Consider the following 24,236-nt stretch of genomic DNA (forward strand, 5'->3'; position numbering starts at 1 on the left):
GCGAGCGGCAGTGTTGTCCCCCGCGCCGAGGAGTAGGTCGGATGACCCCGCACGCCCCCATGTCCCTGGGCACCGAACTGGCCACCGAACGGGCCCACCTGGACGCGTCCCGGGCCGCGCTGGCCCGCATGCGCGAACGCACCGAGGCCCTCTTCGCCACCGGCCACAACGTCGCCGGTGACGCGTACACGGCGGAGACCCTGGGGCGCACCCTGTCCCGCCGTGTCGCCGAGCTGGCCGACCAGCCCGACACCCCGCTGTTCTTCGGGCGGCTCACGTTCGGCGACGAGGAGCACCACATCGGCCGCCGGCACGTCACCGACGATCTCGGCGAGCCCATGGTGCTCGACTGGCGGGCCCCGATCTCCCGGTCGTTCTACCGGGCCAGCGCCCGCGACCCGCAGGGCGTGACCGTGCGCCGCCGCTTCGGCTTCAGCGCCGGGGCGCTGACCAGCTTCGAGGACGAACACCTGGACCGGGGCGAGGAGCTGGGCACCGCCAGCCGCATCCTCACCGCCGAGATCGAGCGCCCCCGCGTCGGCCCGATGCGCGACATCGTCGCCACCATCCAGCCGGAGCAGGACGAACTGGTCCGCGCCGACCTGGCCGCCTCGATCTGCGTCCAGGGGGCGCCCGGCACCGGGAAGACGGCCGTCGGCCTGCACCGGGCGGCGTACCTGCTCTATCTGCACCGGGAGCGGCTGCGCCGGTCCGGGGTGCTGATCGTGGGGCCGAACCGGGCGTTCCTGTCGTACATCGCGGCGGTGCTGCCGGCGCTCGGCGAGGTCGAGGTCGAGCAGGCGACCGTGGAGGACCTGATCGCCCGGGTGCCGGTGCGGGCGGTGGAGGACCCGACCCAGGCGGCGCTCAAGCACGACGCGCGGATGGCCGAGGTGCTGCGGCGGGCCGTCGAGGCCCGGATCGCCGCCCCGACCGAGCCGATCATGGTCTCCGACGGCTCGTTCCGCTGGCGGATCGGCCTCGACCCGCTGCACCGCGTGGTCGAGGAGACCCGCCGGGAGGGGCTGCCGTACGCCACCGGCCGGGAACGGGTCCGGGCCCGGGTGGTGGGCCTGCTGCAACGCCAGGCCGAGGCCCGCCGGGCCGAGTCGCCCGGCGACGCCTGGCTGCGCCGGATGGGCAAGTGCCGTCCCGTCGCCGACTTCCTGGACACCGTCTGGCCGGCGCTCACCCCGGAAGGGCTGGTGCACGGGCTGCTCGCCGATCCGGCGGCGCTCGCCGCGGCCGCCGACGGCGTCCTCACCGGGGCCGAGCAGGCACTGCTGACCTGGGCGAAGCCGCCGCGCACCCCGAAGGCGACGAAGTGGACGGCCGCCGACGCGGTGCTCGTCGACGAGGCCGCCGGGCTGCTGGAGCGCCCCGCCGGCTTCGGGCACGTGGTGGTCGACGAGGCGCAGGACCTCTCCCCCATGCAGTGCCGGGCCATCGCCCGGCGCAGCGAACACGGGTCGATCACGCTGCTCGGCGACCTGGCGCAGGGCACCGCCCCGTGGGCCGCCCGCGACTGGCGGGAGTCCCTGGCCCACCTGGGCAAGCCGGACGCGACGGTGGTGCCGCTGAGCGTCGGCTTCCGGGTGCCCGCCGCCGTGGTGGCGTTCGCCAACCGGCTGCTGCCGGCGCTCGCGGTGGACGTACCCCCGGCGGAGTCGCTGCGCCGCGACGGCGAGCTGGACGTGCGTACGGTGGATGACCTGGTGGCGGCGACGGTGGACGAGGTGCGGGCGGCGCTGGCCCACGACGGCTCGGTCGGGGTGATCGCCGCCGACGACGCGGTCGGCGGGCTGCGGGAGGCGCTGGCCGCCGCCGGGATCGACACCGCGACCGCCGACGACGTGGCGGCCTCGGCGCGGGTCACGGTGGTCCCGGCGACGCTGGTCAAGGGCCTGGAGTACGACCACGTGGTGACCGTGGAGCCGGCGGCGATCGTGGCGGCCGAGCCGCGCGGGCTGCACCGGCTGTACGTGGTGCTGACCCGGGCGGTCTCCCGCCTGACGGTGCTGCACACCGCCCCGCTCCCCGCCCCGCTGTAAGGAAGGGCCCCCTGTTAACGCATACGGTCGAGAAGGGTCCCCTGCTCACCCGCCGGCAGACCCGGCTCGTCGGCGGAGCCTGCTCCCCCGGCGGATGCGCCGTCGGCGCCGGTTGTCTCGATCGGTGATGATGGGTGCACCTCGTCCGCTTGGGAGGCAGCATGCACCTGTCACGCCGCGATCTCCTGCTCGCCGGGGCCGGCACCGCGCTGGCGGCCACGCCCCTGCTGGCCGCCGCCCCGGCGACGGCCGCACCCGCCGGGGCCGCCACGCCCGCCGGGCCGGCCGCACCCGCCGGATCGGGCGCGGCCACCGGGTCGGGAGCGGCGGCGGGGCGGCTGCCGGCGGACGCGCTCGACGCCGGGATCGGCGCGATCACCGACGCCGGCATGGTGGGAACGTTCGCCGAGGCCCGCGACGGCCGGGACCGGTGGCGCGGCGCGAGCGGCGTCGCCGACCTCGACACCGGCCGGTCGATGCGGCCCGGCTTCCAGCACCGGGTCGGCAGCATCACGAAGACGTTCGTCGCCGCCACGCTGCTGCGCCTGGCCGGCGAGGGCCGGGTGGCGCTGGACGCCCCGCTCGGCCACTATCTCCCGCAGTACGCCGTGCCCGGGGTCACCGTCGCGATGCTGCTCAACCACACCAGCGGCATCGGCGACTACGACACCGTGCTGTTCACCAGCGGCTACGACGTCGAGCGGCTCCGGTTCACCACGTTCACCCCGGACCAGCTCGCCCGGATCGGGCTCGACGAGCCCCGCACCGGGGCGCCGGGCGCGGGGTTCGCCTACTCGAACACCAACTACGTCCTCGCCGGCCTGGTCGTCGAGCGGGTGACCGGCCGCAGCGCGGCCGACGAGGTGCACCGGCGGGTCATCCGGCCGCTGGGGCTGCGCCAGACGTACTTCCCGGGGCGGCGCACCCGCATCGCCGGGCCGCACAGCGCGGCGTACCTGCCCTGGTACGACGGCCAGCTCCGCGACTTCAGCGTGACGAACATGTCGTGGGCGTGGACGGCCGGCGCGCTGGTCTCCACGGCGGAGGACCTCAACCGGTTCTTCCGCGCGCTGCTCGGGGGCCGGCTGCTGCGCCCGGCCGAGCTGGCCCGGATGCGGACCACCGTGCCGCTGAACCCGGCGCAGCCGGAGGCCGGCGGGTACGGCCTCGGCCTGCTGTGGCTGGCGCTGCCCGGCGGCCGGTTCTGGGGCCACGACGGGGTGGTCTTCGGGCACGCCACGATCTCGCTGCACGCCCCCGACGGCTCCCGCCAGGTGACGCTCGGCACGAACGTCACGCACTACCAGGTGCCCGGCCAGCCCGACCCGATCGGGGCCGCCACCGGCGCGTTCCTGGTCACCGCCCTGTCCGGCCCGGCCGCCGCCAGGTCGGCGGACGCGGCCCGGATGCCGGCCCCGACGACCCCGCTGCCGGGGAGCCCGGCGTTGACCCGGCCCCTGCCCCGCTGACCTCCGCGCCGGCCCGGCACGGTCACTTCGGCGGTCACCGTACGGCCGATGGACCCTGCCCCGGGTGGCGCGAGGGGAGTAGACCGAAGGCGACGGCCGACCGTGTCCGCCGGCCCGACCGAAGGAGCACCGATGATCCTCGCCCGCGCCGACCAGGCCACCCGCCGGTACGGCGACGTGCTCGCCCTCGACCGGGTCGACCTCGACGTGCGCGCGGGTGAGCTGGTCGGCCTGCTCGGGCCGAACGGCGCCGGCAAGAGCACCCTGCTCAACCTGCTCGTCGGGCTGCGCCGGCCCACCGCCGGCCGGGTCGAGCTGTTCGGCGGCGACCCCCGCGACCCCGCTCACCGCCTGGCGGTCGGCGTCACCCCGCAGGAGACCGGCCTGCCGGCCACCCTCCGGGTCGGCGAGGTGGTCGACTTCGTCGCCGCGCACTACCCGGACCCGGTCCCCCGGGGCGAGCTGCTCGACCGGTTCGGCCTCGCCGACCAGGTACGCCGGCAGACCGGCGGGCTCTCCGGCGGCCAGCGCCGGCGGCTGGCCGTGGCGCTCGCCTTCGTCGGGCGGCCCCGGCTGGTGCTCCTCGACGAGCCGACCACCGGACTGGACGTCGAGGCCCGGCACACGCTGTGGGAGGCGATCCGCGGCTTCCACGCCGACGGCGGCACGGTGCTGCTGAGCAGTCACTACCTGGAGGAGGTGGAGGCGCTGGCGCACCGGGTGGTGGTGATCGGGCAGGGGCGGGTGCTGGCCGACGACAGCACGGCGGCGATCCGCTCGGTGGTCGGCGTACGCCGGGTCAGCCTGGTCGCGGGCGACCTGCCCGACCTGCCGGGCGTGGTCCGGGTCGAGCGGGTCGACGACCGCACCCACCTGCTCACCAGCGACTCCGACCGGCTGGTCCGGGAGCTGGTGACCAGCGGGGTGGCCTTCCGCGACCTGGAGGTGCGCCCCACCTCGCTGGAGGAGGCGTTCCTGGCCATCACCTCCCCCGGCGGGCACGGGCCAGCCACCCCCGGCGGGCACGCGCCCGCCGCCCCGGGTGGGCAGGGCGCCGCCGCCCCGACCGCCGCGTAAGGAGACCGCCCCCGTGAGACTCGCCCTCGTGCACGCCCGCTACCAGCTGTTGCAGACGCTCCGCATCCCGGTGGCGGTCTTCGGCAGCGCCTTCTTCCCGGCCGTGGCGATGCTCTTCTTCGTGGTCCCGTTCGCCGGGGACGATCCGACGGGCGCCACCTACGCCACCGCCGCGATGGTCACGTTCGCGGTGATGAGCGCCAACATCTTCCAGTACGGCGTGGGCGTGGCCGAGGACCGCGACCAGCCCTGGAACCCGTACACCCGGACGCTGCCGGCCGGGGCGGCGCCGGCCTTCGCCGGCCGGGTGCTCGCGGGCCTGGCGCTGACCTTCCTCTCGCTGCTCCCGGTCGTGGTGATCGCGGCGCTGTTCACCGACGCCCGGATCAGTCCCTGGGCGTTCGGCCTGGCCGTGGCCGTGGTCGGGCTGATCTCCGTGCCGTTCACGCTGATGGGGCTCGCCATCGGGTACGCGCTGCCGAGCAAGGCGGCGATCGTGGTCGCGCAGATCGTCTTCTTCCCGCTGGCGTTCGGCGGCGGGCTGCTCTCCGCCCCGGACGCCGCGCCCGCCTTCGTCAGGGCGATCGCGCCGTACCTGCCGACGCGGGGCGCGGTCGAGCTGATGTGGGCGGCGGTCGGCGACTGGCGTCCCGCGCCGGTGTCGGTGCTGATGCTCGGCGTCTGGGTGGTGGCGCTGGCGGCGCTCGCCGGCTGGGCGTACCGGCGCGACGAGGGCCGCCGCTTCCGCTGAGACGCCCGGTCAGGTGTCCGGCGAGCGCCCGTGGGCGCGGGTCGGGGCCGGCGGCCCCCTGCAACGGACGGGGCCGGCGGTCGCCGGCAAGGGACCGGGCCCGCCGCCCGGCCGGGGCGTTTCGTCCCGTTCCCGCCCGTTCCATCGGGTGCCGGTGCCAGGATGCGGGCAGGGCGTCCCGCCGGGCCGCCACCTGTGGAGGGAGGGCAGCGTGAGCAGCGTCCCGCCGCCGCCGGGCACGCCGTGCTGGGCCGACCTGGCCACCCCGGGCCTGGCGGACGCCCGGCGCTTCTACCCGGAGCTGTTCGGCTGGACCACCCGGATCGCCCCGCAGCCGGAGGCCGCCGGCTACACCACGTTCCTGCTCGGCGGGCGCGCGGTGGCCGGGGCCGGACCGCCGGCCGCGCCCGACCAGGTGCCGATCTGGTCGACGTACGTGGCGACCGACCACGCGGACCTGGTCACGACCCGGGTCGAGGCGGCCGGGGGGCAGGTGCTGGTCGGTCCGTTCGACGTGTTCGACCAGGGGCGGATGGCGGTCTTCGCCGACCCGGCCGGCGCGGTGTTCAGCGTCTGGCAGCCGATGGCCCACCCCGGGGCGGAGCTGTCCGACACCCCCGGGGCGATGAGCTGGAACGAGCTGGTCACGCCCGACCCGGAAGGCGCGAAGGTCTTCTACGAGCTGGTCTTCGGCTGGCGTCCGGAGGAGCAGCCGGCGGGCCCGGTCCCGCCGGAGACGGGCGGGACCACCCGCCCCTCCTACACCGGCTGGCGGTGCGGCGAACGGATCGTCGGCGGGATGATGCCGCCGCTGGCCGACGACTTCCCGGCCGACCTGCCGGCGTACTGGACGGTGTACTTCGCCGTGGCCGACGCCGACGACGCCGCCGCCCGCGCCACCGAGCTGGGCGGTTCCGTCCTGGTGCCGCCGCACGACACCCCGCAGGGCCGCCTCGCCGCGCTGCGCGACCCCCAGGGCGCGCTGTTCTCCGTCATCGCCCGGCCCACGCGCGGCTGACGGCCAGCGGCTTGTTAACAGGGGCCCCTTCCTATACAGAATGCGTTAACAGGGGGCCCCTCCTTACGCCTCAGCGGGGGCGGACCGGGACCACCAGGGGGCCGTGCTCGCCGGGCAGGACCCGGACCGAGGCGCGGTAGTGCCTCGCCAGCAGGTCCTCGGTGAGCACGTCGCGCGGCGGGCCGGCGGCGGCGACCCGGCCCGCCGCGAGCAGGACCATCCGGTCGGCGTACTCGCCGGCCAGGGAGAGGTCGTGCATGGTGGCGAGGACGGTGAGACCGTGCGCGCGGCGGAGCTGGTCGACCAGTTCGAGCACCTCCTGCTGGTGGCCGATGTCGAGCGCGCTGGTCGGCTCGTCGAGCAGCAGCAGGGTCGCCCCCTGCGCCAGCGCCCGGGCCAGGAAGACCCGCTGCCGCTCGCCGCCGGACAGGGTGGCCAGCTCGCGGCGGCCGAAGCCGACCAGGTCGAGGCGGGTCAGCACGTCCCGCACGGCGGCGAGGTCGGCGGCGGACTCCCGGCCCAACGGGGGGACGTACGGGGTGCGGCCGAGCAGCACGTAGTCGAAGACGGTCATGCCGGCCGGGACGACCGGGGACTGCGCGACGGTGGCCACCACCCGGGCCCGCTCGCGGCGGCGCAGCGCCTCGCTCGGCGTACCGAAGATGCGGATCGCGCCCGGCGCGGGCAGCAGGCCGCCGAGGGCGCGCAGCAGGGTCGACTTGCCGGCGCCGTTCGGGCCGATCACGGTGACCCACTCGCCCCGCTCGACGGTCAGGTCGACGCCGGCCAGGATCGGCGTGCCGTCCAGGCTGACCCGCAGGTCCCGCACCTCGACGGCGGGCGGGGCACCCGGTGGCGGACCGGCGGGCGGGACGGTCGACGCGCCTCCGGTCGACGCGGCGGTCACGTCAGCACCCGACGGGCGGTGCGCAGCACCAGGACGAAGAACGGGCCGCCGAGCAGCGCGGTGACCACGCCGATGGGCACCTCGGCGGGCGCGGCGGCGGTCCGGGCGACCACGTCGGTCAGCGCCAGGAACGCCCCGCCGAAGAGCAGGGACAGCGGCAGGATCACCCGGTAGCTGGACCCGGCGAGCAGCCGCACGGTGTGCGGGACGATGATCCCGACGAAGCCGATCAGCCCGGACGCGGAGACGGCGGCGGCGGTGCCGAGCGAGGCGGCGGCGATCAGCAGGTAGCGGGAGCGCTGCGGGTGCAGGCCGAGGCTGCGGGCCTCGTCGTCGCCGACGGAGAGGACGTCCAGCTCGCGCCGGTGCAGCAGCACGACGACCGTGGTGAGCAGGAAGTACGGCAGGACCAGCCGGACGTCGTGCCAGCCGGCGGTGGCCAGCCGGCCGAGCAGCCACGAGTAGACCTGCTGGATGCTGTCGGAGTTGCGCTGGAGCAGGTAGGTCTGCCCGGCGGAGAGGAACGCGGAGACGGCCACCCCGGCCAGGATCAGTGTGGCCGTGGAGCGCCCCCGCCCGCCGGCGACCCCGAGCAGGTACGTCATGGCGACCGCGCCGAGCGAGCCGACGAACGCGGCGAGGGGAACGGTGAGCGGCAGCCCGGTCGGCGCGCCGCCCGCCACGGCCCCGAGGGAGATCACGGCGGTGACGGCGAGGCCGGCGCCGGCCGCCACCCCGAGCAGGTACGGGTCGGCCAGCGGGTTGCGGAACACACCCTGGTAGCAGCCGCCGGCCAGGGCGAGCAGGCCGCCGACGAGCAGCCCGAGCACGACCCGGGGCAGCCGCAGCTCGGTGACGATGGCGATCTCGCGTTCGCTCAGTCCACTGTCGAGGCGCACCCCGGGCAGCAGGTTGAGCAGTTCGGCGGCGACGCTGCCGGGGGGCAGGCTGACCGGGCCGAGCGACACCCCGGCGACGAGCGCGACCAGCACGGCGGCCACCCCCGCGGCCAGCCAGCCGGGCCGCAGCCCGGCCGGCCGCTGCGCGAAGGAGGGGCCCCTTGTCAACGCTTTCTGCATAGCAGGGGCCCCTTCTTAACGCCCCTCACCGCGAGCCGCGCGCCACGCCGGCAGCGACGGATGGGCAGCCGCGCGCCGAGGAGAGCACGCCGAGGGTCACGCCGGCACCTTGGCGACGGCGTCGACGACGGCCCGGAGCAGGTCGACGACCCGGGGGCCCCAGCGCGAGGCGATGTCGTCGTCGAGCGCGACGACCTGGTTGTTCTTGACGGCGGTGACGCCGGCCCAGCCGCTGCGCGCCTTGACGGTCTCGGGGCTCTGCTTGCAGCACTTGGTGTCGGCCAGGAAGACGAAGTCGGGGTTCGCCTTGACGATGATCTCCTGGGAGAGCTGCGGGTACCCGCCGTTCTTGCCGTCGGCGTCGGCGGCGTCGGCGATGTTCTCCAGCCCGGCGAGGGCGTAGATCGAGCCGATGAAGGTCCTGCTGGTCGCGCTGTAGAGCTCCGGGCCCAGCTCGTGGTAATAGGTCAGCTTCGCCGACCGCTGCGGCAGGTCCTTGGTGAGCTTGGCGATGTCGTCCTTCATCCGGGTGACGACGTCGGCGGCCTCGTCCGGGTGGCCGGTCAGCGTGCCGAGGTCGGCGAGCTGCCGGTAGGAGTCCTCCAGGGTGGTCGCCGCCGGGGTGACCAGCACCGGGATCTTCAGCGTGGTGAGCTGGTCGACGATCTTGTTGGTGTCGTTGGAGAGCACCACCAGGTCGGGGCTCTTGCCGGCGATCGCCTCGGCGTTGGGCTGGAAGCCGGACAGGTCGGTCTTCGGCGCGTCCGGCGGGTAGTTGGACTGGTCGTCGACGGCGGTGACCTGCTTGCCCGCGCCGATGGCGAAGAGCATCTCGGTGGCGGTCGGCGAGAGCGAGACGATCTTCTCGGGCCGCTTGTCGAGCGTGAGCTTGCCGACGGTGGCCGGGAAGGCGGCGGCGGCCGAGCTGCCACCGGGGGCCGGGGCGTCGTCGGAGCTCTTCTCGGCGCACGCACCGAGCGCGAGCGCGGCCACCGCGAGGGTCGCGGCGAAGAGCCGGGGGGTACGTCGGAACACTGGTCCTCCTGTCGGTCGAGGAGCGTGGTGCTTCGCCGACAGGAGCCCGGTGGGTGCCCGTCCGCGAGGCGCCCTTCCTCGAGAGCGCGTGTCGCGACCGTGCCGCAGGCGACCTGGCTCGCCCCACACACGTCGGCGTCGGCCGGCGGGCCGACGCCTGGTCGACGGCGGCCGGGGGCCGACGCCGCGGGTGGGGCATCACAGTTGCGGGACAGCGCCGGATTCGCACCGGCTTCGCTGCGGTTTGGTCGGTGCCACCGTAGCGCACGCCCCGCCGGCACCTCGTTGATCTAGGGACTACGTCTCAGCGTGACGATGCCGACACGGGTGCGGGGCCCCGGGCGGGGCCCCGCACCAACGGGCGGTCAGGAGCAGTACTGCGCCTGCTTGTTGATGACCCGGTACGGGCAGTCGGCGTACTCGGAGAGCAGCAGGACCGCCTCCTTGTTGCGCGACGTCTGGGCCGGGATGACCTCGTCGGGCGGGTAGAAGCCGCCGCCGGCGCCGGACGAGCCGGGGTACATCTCGAAGGTGTACGCCCAGATGCCGTGCGTCGCCCACATCCAGTCGAGGCTGTCGCCGTCGGTGATGTAGAGGTCGCTGGACTGCTCGGGGGTGTAGCCGTTGGTGGCGGCCATCCGCTGACCGAGGGTGGCGAAGGTGTTGTACTGGTCCGCCGTCATGCCGGTGGTGGTGTTCGCCGTCGTGTAGCCGAAGGGCCAGAGCACGAGCTGCGAGTACGTGTGCCAGTCGATGTTGGCCTTGATCTGCTGGACCCCGCCGACGACCCGGCTGTTGACGAAGTCACGCAGCGCCTTCGTCTCGGGGGCGGAGAAGGCGGACGGCCCGCGGTAGGTCGACGACGACGGCACGCCGGACGACCCGCCGCAGCAGCCCCAGTTGTAGCCCCAGTTGCGGTTCAGGTCGGTGCCGACCGCGGCCGCGCCGCTGTTGGGCTGCCGGTTCTTGCGCCAGGACCGGTACGAGCCGGTGGCGATGTCGTACTCGCTGCCGTCGGGGTTGACGGTGGGGACGATCCAGATCTCCCGGCTGTTGACGATGCTGGTGATCCGGGAGTCGCTGCCGTAGCTGTCGGTGAACAGGTCGAGCAGGTAGATCGCCATCTCGACGGTCAGGTGCTCGCGGGCGTGCTGCTGCGAGTTGAACAGGATCTCCGGCTCGGCCTCGTCGGTGGCCACGTTGTCGGAGATCTTCACGGCCATCAGGTCGCGGCCCTCGTACGACTTGCCGATGCTGATCTTGCGGGCGATGGTCGGGTGGTCGGCGACCACCTTGTTCACCACCGTGGTCAGCTCGGCGTAGTCGTGGTAGTTGGAGTCGGCCGACGGAAAGCCGGTCGTGCCGACGCCGTCGGAGTGGACGGGGGCCGCCTGCTTCTCCACCTGGTAGCCGAGTCGCCTGATCGCCGCCGCCTCGGCGTCGGTCGCCGTGACGTGCAGGATGCCGTGCTCGGCGGCGTCGACGGCGGCGCCGGTGCGGGCGACGGCGTTGCGGGCGGCCAGGGTGCGCACGCCGAGCACGTCGTACTCGGCGGCGACCGGCTCGGCGGCGGGCTCCGGGGCGGGGCGCGCGGAGACCGGCCCGGTGGCGACGGTGAGGCCCAGGCCGGCGGCGGTGGCGAGCACCAGTGCGCGACGCAGGCGGGTCGAGGTGCGGAAGGCCATGGACAACCTCCTGGGGGTACGGGGATATCCCGTCTCGTGGTCAACACTTCACCACTTGTCACATGGTCAGATCAATATCTTTCACTACGTGATCCATCCCGACCGCATCCTCACTCCGGCAAGGAGTTTCCTGACGCGAACATCTGGCGAAACTTCCCGACGGGCGGGATAGTGACCGGCAAGCATGCCCCGACCCGCCTCACCCCGCGGAGATCAGATGGCCAGCACAGCCCTACGCGCGCTCGCGCTCACCGGCGTCGCCGCGCTCGCCCTCGCCGGCACGGCCGTTCCCGCCCACGCCGGCCGCCACCGCCCGCCCGTCGAACACGACGAGCAGATCACGTTCCAGGAGTGGTCCCGCCACCCCGACTGGCGTACCGGCACCCACCGGGGCACCCGGGCCGTGCCCGGTCACCGCGCCGGGATCACCATCGGCCGGCCCGCCGGGACGACCGAGTTCACCGACGAGCACGCCGGCACCACCAGCACCTGGGAGTACGCCACCTGGACCTCGCCGGCCACCCGGATCGGCTTCGACGCCACCGAGCTGGTGGCCTCGTGGAACGCCGACACCCCGGCGGGCACCTGGCTCCAGGTCGAGCTCCAGGGCACGTACAACACCGGCGACCGGACCCCCTGGTACGTCATGGGCCGGTGGGCCTCCGGCGACGCCGACATCAAGCGGGCCACCCTCGACGGTCAGGGCGACCCGTGGTCGAGCGTGTGGACGGACACGTTCGCCATCGACGACGCCGACGCCGGGGTGCTGCTGCGGTCGTACCAGCTTCGGCTCAGCCTCTACCGCAAGCCCGGCCAGACGGCCTCGCCCCGGGTCCGGATGCTCGGCGCGATGAGCTCGAACGTGCCGGACCGGTTCACCGTCACGCCGAGCCGGGGCGGCATCGCCTGGGGGAGGGAGCTGCCCGTTCCCGCCCACTCCCAGATGATCCACAAAGGCAACTACCCCGAGTGGGGCGGCGGCGGGCAGGTCTGGTGCAGCCCCACGTCGACCACGATGGTGCTGGAATACCACGGCCGGGGCCCGTCGGCCGAGGACCTGGCCTGGGTCACCCCCGGCTACACCGATCCGCAGGTCGCCCACGCCGCCCGGATGACCTGGGACTACGAGTACGAGGGCGCGGGGAACTGGCCGTTCAACACCGCGTACGCCGCGAGCTTCCCCGACATCGACGCCCGGGTGACCCGGCTGCACTCCCTCGACGAGCTGGAACGCTTCGTCGCCGCCGGCCTGCCCGTCATCACCTCGCAGTCCTTCCTGGACACCGAGCTGGACGGGTCGAACTACGGCACCTCCGGGCACCTCTTCGTGGTCGTCGGCTTCACCGCCGACGGCGACGTGATCGTCAACGATCCGGCGTCGTCGTCGAACGCCGAGGTACGCAACGTCTACCGGCGGGAGCAGTTCGAGCAGATCTGGCTGCGCACCAAGCGCTACCGCGCCGACGGGACGGTGGCCAGCGGCTCGGGCGGCATCGCGTACCTGATCAAGCCGGCGGACCAGCCGTGGCCGGTGGTGCCGGGCTCGACCAACTGGTAGCCGTCAGCTCTTGTCGCCGGGCTGCTCGTCGTCGCCGGCCAGGGCGGAGCGCAACCGCTCCTTCTCGGCCCGGCGGCGCTCGGCGGCCCCGGCCATCTCCCCGGCCATCTCGTCCCGCCAGCCCCGCAGCAGGAAGAACGAGAGCGCGGCGGAGAACGCCAACGCCAGCATGAGCTTCAGGAAGATGTTCAGGTCGACCGGCCAGAGCGCCGCGACGACCACCACGAACAGACCGATCCGGCCCAGCGTGTACTTGACCGCCGCGCTCACGTCGCACTCCGTTCTCCGCCGGCGGGGCCGGCCGTAGGATTCGCCCCGGCTGGCCCCGCCGGGCGGGGGTTTCAGCCCGTCCGGCGGGCCAGCCAGTGCACCCCGGGAAACCAGACCACCGCGTAGACCACGGTGAAGGCCGCCGCGCCGAGCCCGCCGCCCAGCAGCGGCGGCAGCCCGTCGGCCAGGCCCGCCACCACCAGGCCGGCGACCACGGCCAGCCCGGCCGCCGCCAGCGCGGCCACCACCCGGGCCGCGCCGAACTCCCAGGCCCGGAAGTCCTCCCAGTAGAGCCAGGCCGGCAGGATGATCGCCAGCCAGCCGTTGGCCCGGCCGAAGTCGCCCGCGCCCACCGTGGCGAAGCCCCAGTCGAACAGCAGCAGGGCGAGCAGGCCGATCACCAGACCGGCGAGGCTGATGCCCAGCAGGTCACCGAGGGCGACGATCCGCCCGTCGGCGTCCCGCCGCGGGAACCCGCCCTGACCCTGCCGGCTCGACTCGCTCATGACCCACCAGGGTACGGGCTGCTCAGGCCCACACCTGCTGCGGCTCGGACCGGCGCTCCGCCAGCGACGGGGGCCCGTCGTACTCGCGGACGATCTCGTAGCGGGTGTTGCGCTCGACCGGGCGGAAGCCCGCGTCCCAGATCAGGTGCAGCAGGTCGTCGCGGTGCATGGTGTTCGGGGTGCCGTACGAGTCGGCGTCGTGGGTGATCTTGTATTCCACGACGGAGCCGTCCAGGTCGTCCACGCCGAAGTTCAGCGAGAGCTGGGCCACCGACAGGCCGTGCATCACCCAGAAGCACTTCACGTGCGGGACGTTGTCGAACAGCAGCCGGGAGACCGCGAACGTCTTCAGCGACTCGGCCGGCGAGGCCATCGTGGTCCGCGCCTGGATCCGGTTACGGATCTTGCCGTCCGCCGAGTCGACGAAGTCGTGCTGGTAGCGCAGCGGGATGAAGACCTGGAAGCCGCCCGTCTCGTCCTGCAACTCGCGCAGCCGCAGCACGTGGTCGACGCGGTGCCGGGGCTCCTCGATGTGCCCGTAGAGCATCGTCGACGGGGTCTTCATGCCCTTCGAGTGGGCCAGCCGGTGGATCCGCGACCAGTCCTCCCAGTGGCAGGCGTGGTCGACGATGTGCTGGCGGACCTCCCAGTCGAAGATCTCCGCGCCGCCGCCGGTCAGCGACTCCAGGCCGGCGTCCATCAGCTCGTCGAGGATCTCGTCGGCGCCCAGGCCGCTGATCTTCTCGAACCACTGCACCTCGGTCGCGGTGAACGCCTTCAGGTTGACCTTCGGCAGCGCCGCCTTCAGCTCGCGCAGCACCTTCGGGTAGTAGCGCCAGGGCAGCGTCGGGTGCAGGCCGTTGACGATGTGCAGCTCGGTGAGCTGCTCGTCCTCCATCTCCTTGGCCTTGCGGACCGCCTCGTCGATGCGCATCGTGTACGCGTCCTTCTCGCCCGGCTTGCGCTGGAACGAGCAGTACGCGCAGGAGGCGCTGCACACGTTGGTCAGGTTGAGGTGCCGGTTGACGTTGAACATCACCCGGTCGCCGTTGAGCTCCGTGCGCCGGTGGTGCGCCAGGCGGCCCAGCCAGGTCAGGTCGTCGCTGTCGTAGAGGGCGATCCCGTCCTCTCGGGTCAACCGTTCGCCCGCGTACACCTTCTCTTCGAGCTCGCGCTTGAGTCCGGCGTCCATCGAAAGCCACGTCCCTTCCACCTGCGGTCCCGTCGAGCCTACGTCGGGTCGTCGACCCGCCGCCGGTCCGGTCGGCCCCAGCGACGTACCTCACCGGACTCTCAGCCGCTCGTGACCTGTTACGCCATCGACATCACTGCCCGGGTGCGGTAAGACAGGGTGGGGCGCGCCACATTCGGGGCCGCCCCCGCCGTCGCGCCACCCGAGCGCGACGCCCACCCACGCCGGACGGGGAGCGGAATGGTGCAGAGCACGCGACGACAGCGACGGCAGCGACGGAGGGCGCCCCTGTTCTCGCCGGTGCTCCGGCCAGCGCTGTGGTCCGCCCTGCTCAGCGCCGTGGCCACGGCCGCGCTCGCCACCCCCGCGTACGCCGAACCGCCGCTGCCCAACGTCGTGCCCGACACCGGTTCCCGCCCCGTCGCCGTCGGCGGGCTCCCGGTGCCCGGCCTGAACGGCCCGGCCGTCCCCGGCGCCGGCGCGCCGGTGACGCCGCTCGGCACCGGCCCGCTCGCCGCCGCCATCGCGGCCGCCGAGGCCCAGGTCGGCCTCCTCGGTGACCAACTGCTCGGGCTGCGCCAGACCCGCACCGAGGCGGAGGGCCAGCTCGCCGCCGCCGACCGGGACCTGAAGACGGCCCGCGACGCCCTGGCCCGCGCCCAGGAGGGCGCCGACGCCGCCGCGGCCGGCGCGCTCAAGGCCGCCGCCGCGCTGCCGCCCGGCGAGTTCGCCGAGGACCTGCACGGGCTCAACATGCTCCAGCAGATCACCCGCGGCGAGGAGGCGGAGGGGGCGACGACCGCCGCGGCCGGCGAGCTGACCCGCGCCCGCGCCGCCGAGCAGGTCGCCTACCAGGCGTGGCTCGCCGCCGACACCCGGGTGCGTTCGGTCCGGGACCAGTACGCCGCCGTGGAGAAGTCGCTCCGCGAGCAGGAGAAGAAGCTGCTCAAGCTGCGCAAGGACAACGCGGCGCAGATCATCGAGCTGGAACGCCAGCAGGAGGCCCTCGAGCAGCAGCTCGGCGCGGGCTACGTCGACGGGCAGAGCAGCAACGGCCTCACCGCGAGCCCGACCGCGCTGGCCGCCGTCCGCTACGCCCTGGCCCAGCTCGGCGACCCGTACGTCTGGGCCGCCGAGGGTCCGGACGCCTTCGACTGCTCCGGGCTGATGTGGGCCGCCTACCGGTCGGCCGGCTACAACCAGCTGCCCCGGGTCTCCCGCGACCAGTACTACGCGACCCGGGGCCGCACGGTGAGCCGCAGCGCGCTGCTCCCCGGCGACCTGCTCTTCTTCGCCTCCGGCAGCAGTTGGACGACGATCCACCACGTCGCGATGTACATCGGCAACGGCAAGATGGTGCAGTCCCCCACCACGGGCCAGACGGTGAAGATCAGCACGGTGGGATGGTCCCGGCTCTACGCCGCGACCCGCGTGGTCGGCGCGGTGCCCGCCCCGACCCCGACCCCCACCCCGGCTCCGACCACTCCCAAGCCCACCGCCACCCCCAAGCCGACGAAGACTCCGACGCCGAAGCCGACCACCCCGACGCCGAAGCCCACGACGCCGACGCCGAAGCCGACCACGGCGAGCCCGACGCCGACGCCGACTCCGACGCCGAGCCCGTCGGACACCCCGTCCCCGTCACCGGCGCCGACCACCCAGGCCAGCAGCCCGGCACCGGAGGACAGCGCCTCGCCGGACGCCTCGACGAGCGTGGCCGGCTGACCATCCGTCCGCTCCGGCTGTGCTGCCGGGCGGGAATGTGGCACCGTGACACCCATACACTTCCGGCCCGACGCCTCGGGCCGGAGGCGAGCGTGGGCACGGAGGACGACCATGGGCGAGCAAGAGGTTCCGGCGGGAACGACCGACCCCGGATCCCGGCTTGACCCCGGATCCACACCCGCCCCCGGCGATGGTCCGGCCGGCTCCACACGCACCCCGGTCGGCACCGCGCCGGCCGAGGGGCCGCCGCCCGGGTCGGCAGGGCGGGCAGCGGTGCCCGCCGCGACGGCACGGGCCCGGGTGAGCGTCACCGGCGTGACCGCCCCGCCCGACGGCGTCGCGTTGCCGGTCGCGGGCAGCAGCGGGACCACGTACCGCGCGGGTGCCCCGGCGATCGATTCCGTTCCGGGCCAGCCGTCGACACCGCCCGCCGGGACGGCCGGGGGCGTCGCCAGCGGATCGACGCCGGGCCCGGGGGACGGGGCACGCCCGTCGGGCAGCGCGCCCGTGACCGGCGGGTCGACCGGGCCGGACGCCCGGGTCACGCCGGATCCCGGCGGCGGCGCGGCAGCCGCGTCGGGAAACGCCCGGCAGGGCGTCATCGTGCCGAGCCAGCGGAGCGGCGGCACCGGCGCCGCCCGCGCCAGCGCCTCGGTGCCCGGCCTGAACCGGGTCTCCGCCGGTGAGGCGGCCGGCGTCGTCGGGGCGGAGGCGGCAGGCGGCGCGAAGCCCGGCAACGCCAGGGTGTACCGGTCGGCCCCGGTGAGCCCGGAGCCGCCCGAGCCCGCACGGCCCCCGGGGCCGGCCGAGCCCCCGACGCCGACCAGGCCGCCCGCGCCACCGGCGCCCGCCCCGGCACCCACCCCCGTTCCCGGGCCGAACCCACCCACACCGCCCGTGCCGGGTCCCACCCCGCCGTCGCCGAACCCGCCTGTTCCCGAGCCGACGCCGCCCGCCCCCGCCCCGTACCCGCCGGTCCCGACGCCGCCGCCCGGCCCGGCCGTGCCGCCGCCCCCGGCGCCCAGTCCCGTGCCGCCCGTGCCCGGCCCGCCGGTCCCCCCGCCCGGCCCGCCGGTCCCCCCGCCCGGCCCGGCGGTGCCGCCGTCCCCGCCGCCGCCCGGCCCGCTGCCGGCACCGCCGTTCCCGCCGCCACCGCTGACCGCCCCGGCCACCACCGCGCCGCCGCCGGCCGCCCCCGCATGGCCACCGGTCGGCCCGGCCGGCACCCCGCCGTCGTCGGCACCGCCGTCGTCCGAGGCCCGGCCGTCATCCGGGGCCCCGCCGTCATCCGGGGCTCCGGCCGGCTGGCCGGTGGGCCACGCCGCACCGCCGTTCCCGACGGAGCCACCGTCGCCGGCAGCCCCGCCGCCCCCGGTCGTGCCGGCCCCGGCGCTCCCGGTCTGGCCGCCGCCGACCAACCCGGCCACCCAGCGGGACGGCACGCCCGCCGCCAGCGGCGTGGCAACGACACCGGCACCCGCCGCGCCGGCGTCGGGTGCTCCCGCCCCGGGCATCCCGGCTCCGGGCATTCCTGCGTCGGGCGTCCCGGCATCGGGCGTCTCCGCACCGGGCGCTCCCGTCTCGGGCATCCCAGCCTCGGGCATTCCGGCGTCGGGTGTTCCCGCGGCCGGGCCGCAGGTCGCAGGCCGACCGACGTCCGGCCTGTACGGCGCAGCCCCGACCACCGCCTGGCCGGTGGCACCCCCGGATGGGCCGCCCGCGCCCCCGGGCGGGGCCCAGGGCGGCCGGGCCACCGTCGGCAGCCCCGCCGCCCGGCCGGAACCGGGCACGGCCGACCTGGCCAGCACCGCGTACGGCACCGACGGGCCGGGCTTCGCCACGGTCTCGCTGCCCACCGGCAACCAACTGGACAATTCCGGCTCGCTGACCGGGCACATCCTGGCCCAGGGCTGGACGGACGCCCCGACCGCCCGGTCCAGCACCGCCAAGGTGTTGATCGTCCTGGTGGCGTCGCTCGGGCTGCTCGTCGCGATCGGCGTGCTCGTCGTGCTGCTGGCCGGCGACGCGATGGACGGTCTGGTCGGCGGCCTCCTCAACAGCTGAGCGGGCCGGAGGGGCGACTGAGCGGGCCGGGAGAAGCAGCCAAGCAGGCCGGGAGAAGGGGCCGAGCCGGACCGGAGCGTGGCGGGGCCGACCCGGGGCGGTGAGCCCGGGAGGGTGAGCCCGCCCACTCCGGTCTCGTGACACGGTGGCAGGTTTGCTATGTCGCCGTACACTTGTCGGGATCACTGACCCGGCGTGCATGAGGCGCGCCCATGGGCGATCTTGCGGGCGATCCGGCGGCGTTCAGCTGCGGCAGGCCATCGCGAAGATGCGCCCCGCTTGAAAGGCATTTCTTGACCACGTTTGCTGACCCCAGCACGTTCCCGTCCGTCTTCGACACCTCGGCCGAGCCGAACGAGCCGGCCGACACCGCCGCCGCCGAGGCCGCCGCGCCCGACGTCGCCGCGACCGCTCCCCGCGACACCGTCGACGGCAGCGCGCCACTCGCGCTCGCCACCGCCGACGAGCCCGTAGCCGCCGAGCCCGTAGCCGCCGAGGCCGGGGCCGGACCCGTCGCCGCCGAGGCTGTCGCCGCCGAGGCCGGGGCTGCACTTGTTGCCGCCGAGGCCGGGGCCGTTGCCGCCCGGGCCGGGGCCGAAACCGTCGCCGCCGAGGCCGACGACGCGGACACCGCCGCCGACGCGGATGTCGACTTCGCCGCGCTCGGCCTGCCCGACTCGCTGGTCCAGGCTCTCGGCCGGCTGGGCATCACCACGCCGTTCCCGATCCAGCGGGCCACCGTGCCGGACGCCCTCGCCGGGCGCGACGTCCTCGGTCGGGGCCAGACCGGCTCCGGCAAGACCCTCGCCTTCGGCCTGCCGGTGATCGCCCGGCTCGCCAAGCGCAACCGGGCCCGCCCGCTGCACCCCCGGGCCCTGGTGCTGGTGCCCACCCGGGAGCTGGCCATGCAGGTCAACGACGCGCTGGTGCCGCTCGGCAAGGCGGTCGGGATCTTCCTCAAGACCGCCGTCGGCGGCGTGCCGTACGACCGGCAGATCGACGCGCTCCGGCGGGGGGTGGAGATCGTCGTGGCCACCCCCGGCCGGCTGGGCGACCTGATCAACCGGGGCGTCTGCCACCTCGACGACGTCGAGGTGACCGTGCTCGACGAGGCCGACCAGATGGCCGACATGGGCTTCCTGCCGGAGGTCACCGAGCTGCTGGCCAAGACGCCGGCCGGCAGCCAGCGGCTGCTCTTCTCGGCCACCCTGGACGGTGACGTGGACTCGCTGGTCAAGCGGTTCATGACCGACCCGGTCACCCACTCGACCGCCCCCGCCACCGCCGCCGTGTCCACGATGGACCATCACCTGCTGCTGATCCCGCCGCACGACAAGTTCGCCGTGGCGGCGTCCATCGCCGCCCGGTCCGGCCGGACGATGCTCTTCGCCCGCACCCAGCTCGGGGTGGACCGGCTCGTCGAGCAGCTCGCCGCCGTCGGCGTCCGGGCCGGCGGGCTGCACGGGGGCAAGACGCAGCGGATGCGCACCAAGACCCTCGCCGAGTTCCGCGAGGGCCGGATGAGCGTGCTGGTCGCCACGGACGTCGCGGCCCGGGGCATCCACGTGGACGGCGTCTCGCTGGTGCTGCACGTGGACCCGCCGAAGGACCCGAAGGACTACCTGCACCGGGCGGGGCGTACCGCCCGGGCCGGCGAGTCGGGCGCGGTGGCCACGCTGGTGCTGCCCAAGCAGCGCCGGACCACCCTCGCCATGTTGCAGAAGGCCGGCGTCGAGCCGGCGGAGACGCGGGTCCGGGCCGGCGACCCGGCCCTGGCCGAGCTGACCGGCGCCCGGGAGCCCAGCGGGGTGCCGGTCCGCGACGAGCCGCCCGCCCCGCGCCGCTACGGCGACCGGCCGTCCGGTCCGCGCCGGTTCGAGGAGCGGGGCGAGCGCCGGCACGGCGACCGGGACGGCCGGGGCGAGCGCCGCTACGGCGACCGGCCGACCGGCGACCGGCCCGGCGGCGGCGAACGCCGTTTCGGCGACCGGCCGTCGGGCGAGCGCGGCTTCGGCGAGCGCCGCTACGGCGACCGGCCCACCAGCGAGCGGTCCTTCGGCGAGCGACCCACCGGCGAGCGGCGCTACGGCGACGGCCCGACCGGCGAGCGCCGCCACAGCGACCGGCCTACCAGCGAGCGGCCCTTCGGCGACCGGCCGACCGGCGAGCGGCGCCACAGCGACCGGCCCGGCGGCGACCGCGCCTTCGGCGAGCGGCGGTACGGCGACCGGGAGCAGCGCGCTGGCGGGGACCGCCGGTTCGGTGACCGCCCGACGGGTGAGCGCCGCCACGAGGACCGGGGCGAGCGCGGCTTCGGCGACCGGCGGTTCGACGAGCGCGCCGGTGGCGACCGCCGCTACGGCGACCGACCGACCGGCGAGCGCCGCTACGGCGACGGCCCGACCGGCGAGCGCCGCCACAGCGACCGGCCTACCAGCGAGCGGTCCTTCGGTGACCGGTCGACCGGTGACCGGGCCACCGGCGAGCGCCGCTTTGGCGACCGGCCGGCCGAGCCGCGCCGGTTCGACGAGCGCGCCGGTGGCGAGCGCCGCTACGGCGACCGGCCCGGCGGCGAGCGCCGACACGACGACCGGCCCGGCGGCGACCGGCCCATGGGCGAGCGCCGCTTCGGGGATCGGGCCTTCGGCGAGCGGGGCGGGGACGCCCGTACCGGCGACCGACGGGGTGGGTTCCGCCCCGAGGGGCGCGGGCGGGACGACCGGCCCCGGGACGACCGGCGCGGCTTCGGCGGGCGGCCGCCGGCGCGTACCCACTGATCGCAACGCCGCCACTGGTCGGCACGCCGCCGCGGAGCCCACGCTCCGCGGCGGCGTTTCCGCTTGTGCTGCCGGCGGGTCCGGCGTGCCGTAACGTCCGGTTCATGCCGACAATGCCGAAGTCGCTGTTCTGGGCCCGGACGGACACCGCCGGCAGCGAGCACGTGGTGTTCGACGACGGCGCCGGGCTCGGCGCGCGGGGCGTCGTGCTCGCGGTCGACCCGATCCCCTACACCTGCCGTTACCGGCTGACGGCCGGGTCGGACTGGGCGACCAGCCGGCTGGAGGTCGAGGTGGAGGGCGCGGGCTGGCAGCGGAGCGTACGCCTGGAAGCGGTGGGTGGCCGGTGGCGCGTGACCGCCGCCGAGCAGGGCGACCTGGACGCGGCCTTGCGGGCGGCCGGGCATCCGGCGGCCGGTCTGCCGGGCGCCGACGATCCGGAGCGGCTGGCCGACGCGGTGGACGTCGACCTCGGCGGTTCGCCGCTGTTCAACACCCTTCCGGTACGCCGGCTCGGGCTGACCGCCGCATCCCCGACCACGACGTCGTCTCCGGCTGCGGCGGAGCCGGGGGCGGCGCACCGGATCACCGTGGCGTGGGTGCAGGTGCCCAGCCTGCTGGTGCTGCCCGCCGAGCAGGTCTACGCGGCGCTCGGGCCCGGGCGGGTCCGCTTCGCCAGCGAGACGTTCACCACGGAACTGGCCGTCGACCCGGGCGGCTGGGTGCTGCACTATCCGGGCCTGGCCGACCGCATCGCGCCGCGCTGAACGTTCCCGGCCTGACGCCAGTGTTAGCAGGGGTCCCCTGTACAACAGAATGCGTTAACAGGGAGCCCTTCCTTTCACTCGGGCCAGGCGCCGGTCGCCAGGAAGCGGTCGACGGTCGCCAGGTGCGGGGCAAGGTCGAGGCCCTGCCCGGCCACCCAGTCGTCGGCGTAGTAGGTGTCGGCGTACCGGTCCCCCGGGTCGCAGATCAGGGTGACCACCGAGCCGGTACGGCCCTCGGCGAGCATCCCGGCGATCAGGCCGAACGCGCCCCACAGGTTGGTGCCGGTGGAGCCGCCGACGCGGCGGCCGAGCAGGGCCGAGCCGGCCCGCATGGCGGCCAGGGACGCGGCGTCGGGCACCTGGACCATCCGGTCCACCACGGCGGGCAGGAACGATGCCTCGACGCTGGGCCGGCCGATGCCCTCGATCCGCGAGCCCCGGCCGGTGCACACCGCCCAGTCGGCGGCCTGCCAGGCGGGGTAGAACGCCGAGTTCTCCGGGTCGACCACGCAGAGCTTGGTGGGCAGCCGCCGGAACCGGGTGTAGCGGCCGATGGTGGCGCTGGTGCCGCCGGTGCCGGCCCCGACGACGATCCAGGCCGGCACGGGGTGCCGTTCCAGCGCGAGCTGGGCGTAGATCGACTCGGCGATGTTGTTGTTGCCCCGCCAGTCGGTGGCCCGCTCGGCGTACGTGAACTGGTCCATGAAGTGCCCGCCGGAGTCCTCGGCGAGCCAGCGCGCCTCGACGACCACCTTCGCCGGGTCGTCGACGAGGTGGCAGCGCCCGCCCTGGAACTCGATCTGGGTGATCTTCTCAGGCGAGGTGGACGCCGGCATCACCGCGATGAACGGCAGCCCCAGCATCCGGGCGAAGTACGCCTCGGAGACCGCCGTCGAGCCGGAGGACGCCTCGACGATCGTCGTCCCCGGGCCGATCCAGCCGTTGCAGAGCCCGTACAGGAACAGCGAGCGGGCGAGCCGGTGCTTGAGCGAGCCGGTGGGGTGCACCGACTCGTCCTTGAGATAGAGGTCGACGCCCCACTCGCGGGGCAGCGGGAACGGCAGCAGGTGGGTGTCGGCGGACCGGTTGGCGTCGGCCTCCACCGTGGCGATCGCCTCGGTCACCCAGCGCCGGCTGGCCTCGTCACACCGGTCGAGATGAGTCATGTTCGGAAACGTAGCAAGCGGATCGGCCCTGGTCGCGGGCGGTCAGGTCGCGGGGCGGGCCAGTGGCTGCGGGCGGTTCTCCCACTTGGTGGACAGCGCGATGCCCGTCCGGGTCGAGGCCACCCCGGGGGTGCGGTTCAGCCGCATGATCAGCTGCTCCAGCTCGGCGATGGTGCCGACCCGGGCCTTCAGCAGGAACGACTCGACGCCCGCCATGAAGTAGCAGGACTCGATCTCGGGCATCCGCCGGAACGCCTCCAGCACGTCGTCGGTGTCGCCGCCGGAGTCCTCGACGATGCCGATGAGCGCGGTGACGCCGAGGCCGATGGCCTCGGGCTCGACCTCGGCCCGGTACGCCCGGACGACGCCGCTCGACTCCAGCTTGCCGACCCGCTCGTGCACGGCCGGGGCGGAGAGGCCGACCTGGCGGGCCAGCTCGGCGTACGAGAGTCGGGCGTTGCCCTGCAACAGCTCCACGAGGCTGAGGTCGATGGCGTCCACGGACTGTGACCCTAGTCGTTGGGGCGTAACGCCGGTCGCCCGGCATGCGTTGCACATGACAGTAGGTGAGTGTCCGCAGACCTTCGGTCGAGGGAGAGCAGAACCGCCCCAGTTTACTAACTTCCCACTCAGTGCGTTTTTCGCGTTTGGCGGACAGGCCAGGTCGCTGGTGCTGTAATTGCCATACGTCCCTCATGACGGCTCTGGGCTCGCACCGGCCGGGGGCAGTGTGTTCAGCCGAGGGCTTCGTCGACGCGAGGAGGGGGCTGTGGACACTGGAGATCGCCTGCTGACACCGGGTGAGGTCGCCGCGCTGTTTCGGGTTGACCCGAAGACTGTGACGCGCTGGGCGGCGGCCGGCCGGATAGGCAGCATCCGGACTCCAGGCGGGCATCGCCGGTTTCGGGAATCCGAGGTGCGGGCCCTGCTTGAGGGGGAGGGCATGCTGGACGAGGCGGACGAGATGGGGAAGGCCCGTAACGTCGGCCCCGCCGCGTCGACCGGCCCTGGCCCGGCCAATGCCGGGATGTACTGAGCAGGTGTGCTGACGGGCACGGGCCGGCCAGTCCGGCCCGCGTCCGGCCACCGGCCCCGGCGGCGGGAGTGCCACGGCGGCGGGGCCGACGACCGGCCCCGGA

The 24,236-nt window shown here is 74.8% G+C and carries 19 protein-coding genes and 1 pseudogene; 11 read left to right on the top strand and 9 right to left on the bottom strand.

Going from position 1 to position 24,236, the window contains the following annotated elements:
* Nucleotides 1–41: 41 nt before the first annotated feature.
* The 5 genes from HDA31_RS28000 to HDA31_RS28020 all read left to right on the top strand — a co-directional run bounded on the left by HDA31_RS28000 (nt 42) and on the right by HDA31_RS28020 (nt 6,366).
* On the top strand, nt 42–2,051 hold the full coding sequence (locus HDA31_RS28000; RefSeq protein WP_178062958.1) for a HelD family protein: 2,010 nt from the start codon (nt 42–44) through the stop codon (nt 2,049–2,051).
* 161 nt (nt 2,052–2,212) lie between these two features.
* Nucleotides 2,213–3,520 (top strand): serine hydrolase domain-containing protein, encoded by a 1,308-nt coding sequence (locus HDA31_RS28005; protein ID WP_246384272.1) that lies wholly within the window; start codon nt 2,213–2,215, stop codon nt 3,518–3,520.
* A 132-nt stretch (nt 3,521–3,652) separates the two neighbouring features.
* On the top strand, nt 3,653–4,597 hold the full coding sequence (locus HDA31_RS28010; RefSeq protein WP_178062957.1) for an ABC transporter ATP-binding protein: 945 nt from the start codon (nt 3,653–3,655) through the stop codon (nt 4,595–4,597).
* A 13-nt stretch (nt 4,598–4,610) separates the two neighbouring features.
* A complete protein-coding gene (locus HDA31_RS28015; RefSeq protein ID WP_074475461.1) occupies nt 4,611–5,348 on the top strand; it encodes an ABC transporter permease in 738 nt (245 codons plus the stop codon).
* A 211-nt stretch (nt 5,349–5,559) separates the two neighbouring features.
* On the top strand, nt 5,560–6,366 hold the full coding sequence (locus HDA31_RS28020) for a VOC family protein (protein WP_178062956.1): 807 nt from the start codon (nt 5,560–5,562) through the stop codon (nt 6,364–6,366).
* Nucleotides 6,367–6,436: 70 nt separating this feature from the next.
* Here the strand turns inward: HDA31_RS28020 and HDA31_RS28025 are convergent, their stop codons facing one another.
* From HDA31_RS28025 to HDA31_RS28040, 4 genes and pseudogenes are all read right to left on the bottom strand, one after another.
* Nucleotides 6,437–7,195 carry an ABC transporter ATP-binding protein gene (locus HDA31_RS28025; RefSeq protein ID WP_178067027.1) on the bottom strand — a complete coding sequence of 253 codons (759 nt, stop codon included), beginning with the start codon at nt 7,193–7,195 and terminating at the stop codon, nt 6,437–6,439.
* A gap of 74 nt (nt 7,196–7,269) precedes the next feature.
* A complete protein-coding gene (locus tag HDA31_RS28030; RefSeq protein ID WP_178062955.1) occupies nt 7,270–8,352 on the bottom strand; it encodes a FecCD family ABC transporter permease in 1,083 nt (360 codons plus the stop codon).
* Nucleotides 8,353–8,448: 96 nt separating this feature from the next.
* A complete protein-coding gene (locus tag HDA31_RS28035; protein WP_074475465.1) occupies nt 8,449–9,387 on the bottom strand; it encodes an ABC transporter substrate-binding protein in 939 nt (312 codons plus the stop codon).
* A 371-nt stretch (nt 9,388–9,758) separates the two neighbouring features.
* A pseudogene (locus HDA31_RS28040) lies at nt 9,759–11,072 on the bottom strand (M14 family metallopeptidase); the annotation flags it as partial.
* A 217-nt stretch (nt 11,073–11,289) separates the two neighbouring features.
* Between HDA31_RS28040 and HDA31_RS28045 the strand changes: the two are divergent.
* On the top strand, nt 11,290–12,630 hold the full coding sequence (locus HDA31_RS28045) for a C39 family peptidase (RefSeq protein WP_178062953.1): 1,341 nt from the start codon (nt 11,290–11,292) through the stop codon (nt 12,628–12,630).
* 3 nt (nt 12,631–12,633) lie between these two features.
* Here HDA31_RS28045 and HDA31_RS28050 read toward each other — a convergent pair whose 3' ends face one another.
* From HDA31_RS28050 to mqnE, 3 genes are all read right to left on the bottom strand, one after another.
* Entirely contained in the window at nt 12,634–12,900 is a 267-nt protein-coding gene (locus tag HDA31_RS28050; RefSeq protein ID WP_178062952.1) for a DUF4229 domain-containing protein, read from the bottom strand.
* Nucleotides 12,901–12,971: 71 nt separating this feature from the next.
* A complete protein-coding gene (locus HDA31_RS28055; RefSeq protein ID WP_074475469.1) occupies nt 12,972–13,406 on the bottom strand; it encodes a hypothetical protein in 435 nt (144 codons plus the stop codon).
* Nucleotides 13,407–13,428: 22 nt separating this feature from the next.
* Complete coding sequence (mqnE, locus tag HDA31_RS28060) at nt 13,429–14,598, bottom strand: aminofutalosine synthase MqnE (protein ID WP_178062951.1); 1,170 nt, start codon at nt 14,596–14,598, stop codon at nt 13,429–13,431.
* Nucleotides 14,599–14,838: 240 nt separating this feature from the next.
* Between mqnE and HDA31_RS28065 the strand changes: the two genes are divergently transcribed.
* From HDA31_RS28065 to HDA31_RS28080, 4 genes are all read left to right on the top strand, one after another.
* On the top strand, nt 14,839–16,323 hold the full coding sequence (locus tag HDA31_RS28065) for a C40 family peptidase (RefSeq protein WP_074475471.1): 1,485 nt from the start codon (nt 14,839–14,841) through the stop codon (nt 16,321–16,323).
* A 1,695-nt stretch (nt 16,324–18,018) separates the two neighbouring features.
* Nucleotides 18,019–18,387 (top strand): hypothetical protein, encoded by a 369-nt coding sequence (locus tag HDA31_RS28070; RefSeq protein WP_178062950.1) that lies wholly within the window; start codon nt 18,019–18,021, stop codon nt 18,385–18,387.
* A 668-nt stretch (nt 18,388–19,055) separates the two neighbouring features.
* Nucleotides 19,056–21,164 (top strand): DEAD/DEAH box helicase, encoded by a 2,109-nt coding sequence (locus tag HDA31_RS28075; protein ID WP_425488124.1) that lies wholly within the window; start codon nt 19,056–19,058, stop codon nt 21,162–21,164.
* 104 nt (nt 21,165–21,268) lie between these two features.
* Nucleotides 21,269–21,931 (top strand): putative glycolipid-binding domain-containing protein, encoded by a 663-nt coding sequence (locus HDA31_RS28080; RefSeq protein ID WP_246384268.1) that lies wholly within the window; start codon nt 21,269–21,271, stop codon nt 21,929–21,931.
* Between the two features lie 74 nt (nt 21,932–22,005).
* Here HDA31_RS28080 and cds1 read toward each other — a convergent pair whose 3' ends face one another.
* Together cds1 and HDA31_RS28090 are read right to left on the bottom strand one after the other, a co-directional pair.
* Nucleotides 22,006–23,097 carry an L-cysteine desulfhydrase Cds1 gene (gene cds1 / locus HDA31_RS28085; protein WP_178062949.1) on the bottom strand — a complete coding sequence of 364 codons (1,092 nt, stop codon included), beginning with the start codon at nt 23,095–23,097 and terminating at the stop codon, nt 22,006–22,008.
* A 42-nt stretch (nt 23,098–23,139) separates the two neighbouring features.
* Complete coding sequence (locus tag HDA31_RS28090) at nt 23,140–23,598, bottom strand: Lrp/AsnC family transcriptional regulator (protein WP_074475476.1); 459 nt, start codon at nt 23,596–23,598, stop codon at nt 23,140–23,142.
* Between the two features lie 268 nt (nt 23,599–23,866).
* Here HDA31_RS28090 and HDA31_RS28095 point away from each other — a divergent pair, with 268 nt between their 5' ends.
* Nucleotides 23,867–24,133 carry a BldC family transcriptional regulator gene (locus HDA31_RS28095; protein WP_043961351.1) on the top strand — a complete coding sequence of 89 codons (267 nt, stop codon included), beginning with the start codon at nt 23,867–23,869 and terminating at the stop codon, nt 24,131–24,133.
* Nucleotides 24,134–24,236: the final 103 nt, after the last annotated feature.

This window comes from Micromonospora carbonacea (genome assembly GCF_014205165.1).
In the GTDB taxonomy this organism is placed as follows: domain Bacteria; phylum Actinomycetota; class Actinomycetes; order Mycobacteriales; family Micromonosporaceae; genus Micromonospora; species Micromonospora carbonacea.

What these genes read in the sequence shown, in the direction of transcription:
- HDA31_RS28000 (WP_178062958.1), top strand. Translation starts at nt 42, where the DNA reads ATGACCCCGCACGCCCCCATGTCCCTGGGCACCGAACTGGCCACCGAA.
- HDA31_RS28005 (WP_246384272.1), top strand. Translation starts at nt 2,213, where the DNA reads ATGCACCTGTCACGCCGCGATCTCCTGCTCGCCGGGGCCGGCACCGCG.
- HDA31_RS28010 (WP_178062957.1), top strand. Translation starts at nt 3,653, where the DNA reads ATGATCCTCGCCCGCGCCGACCAGGCCACCCGCCGGTACGGCGACGTG.
- HDA31_RS28030 (WP_178062955.1), bottom strand. Translation starts at nt 8,352, where the DNA reads ATGCAGAAAGCGTTGACAAGGGGCCCCTCCTTCGCGCAGCGGCCGGCC.
- HDA31_RS28045 (WP_178062953.1), top strand. Translation starts at nt 11,290, where the DNA reads ATGGCCAGCACAGCCCTACGCGCGCTCGCGCTCACCGGCGTCGCCGCG.
- HDA31_RS28055 (WP_074475469.1), bottom strand. Translation starts at nt 13,406, where the DNA reads ATGAGCGAGTCGAGCCGGCAGGGTCAGGGCGGGTTCCCGCGGCGGGAC.
- mqnE (WP_178062951.1), bottom strand. Translation starts at nt 14,598, where the DNA reads ATGGACGCCGGACTCAAGCGCGAGCTCGAAGAGAAGGTGTACGCGGGC.
- HDA31_RS28065 (WP_074475471.1), top strand. Translation starts at nt 14,839, where the DNA reads ATGGTGCAGAGCACGCGACGACAGCGACGGCAGCGACGGAGGGCGCCC.
- HDA31_RS28080 (WP_246384268.1), top strand. Translation starts at nt 21,269, where the DNA reads ATGCCGACAATGCCGAAGTCGCTGTTCTGGGCCCGGACGGACACCGCC.
- cds1 (WP_178062949.1), bottom strand. Translation starts at nt 23,097, where the DNA reads ATGACTCATCTCGACCGGTGTGACGAGGCCAGCCGGCGCTGGGTGACC.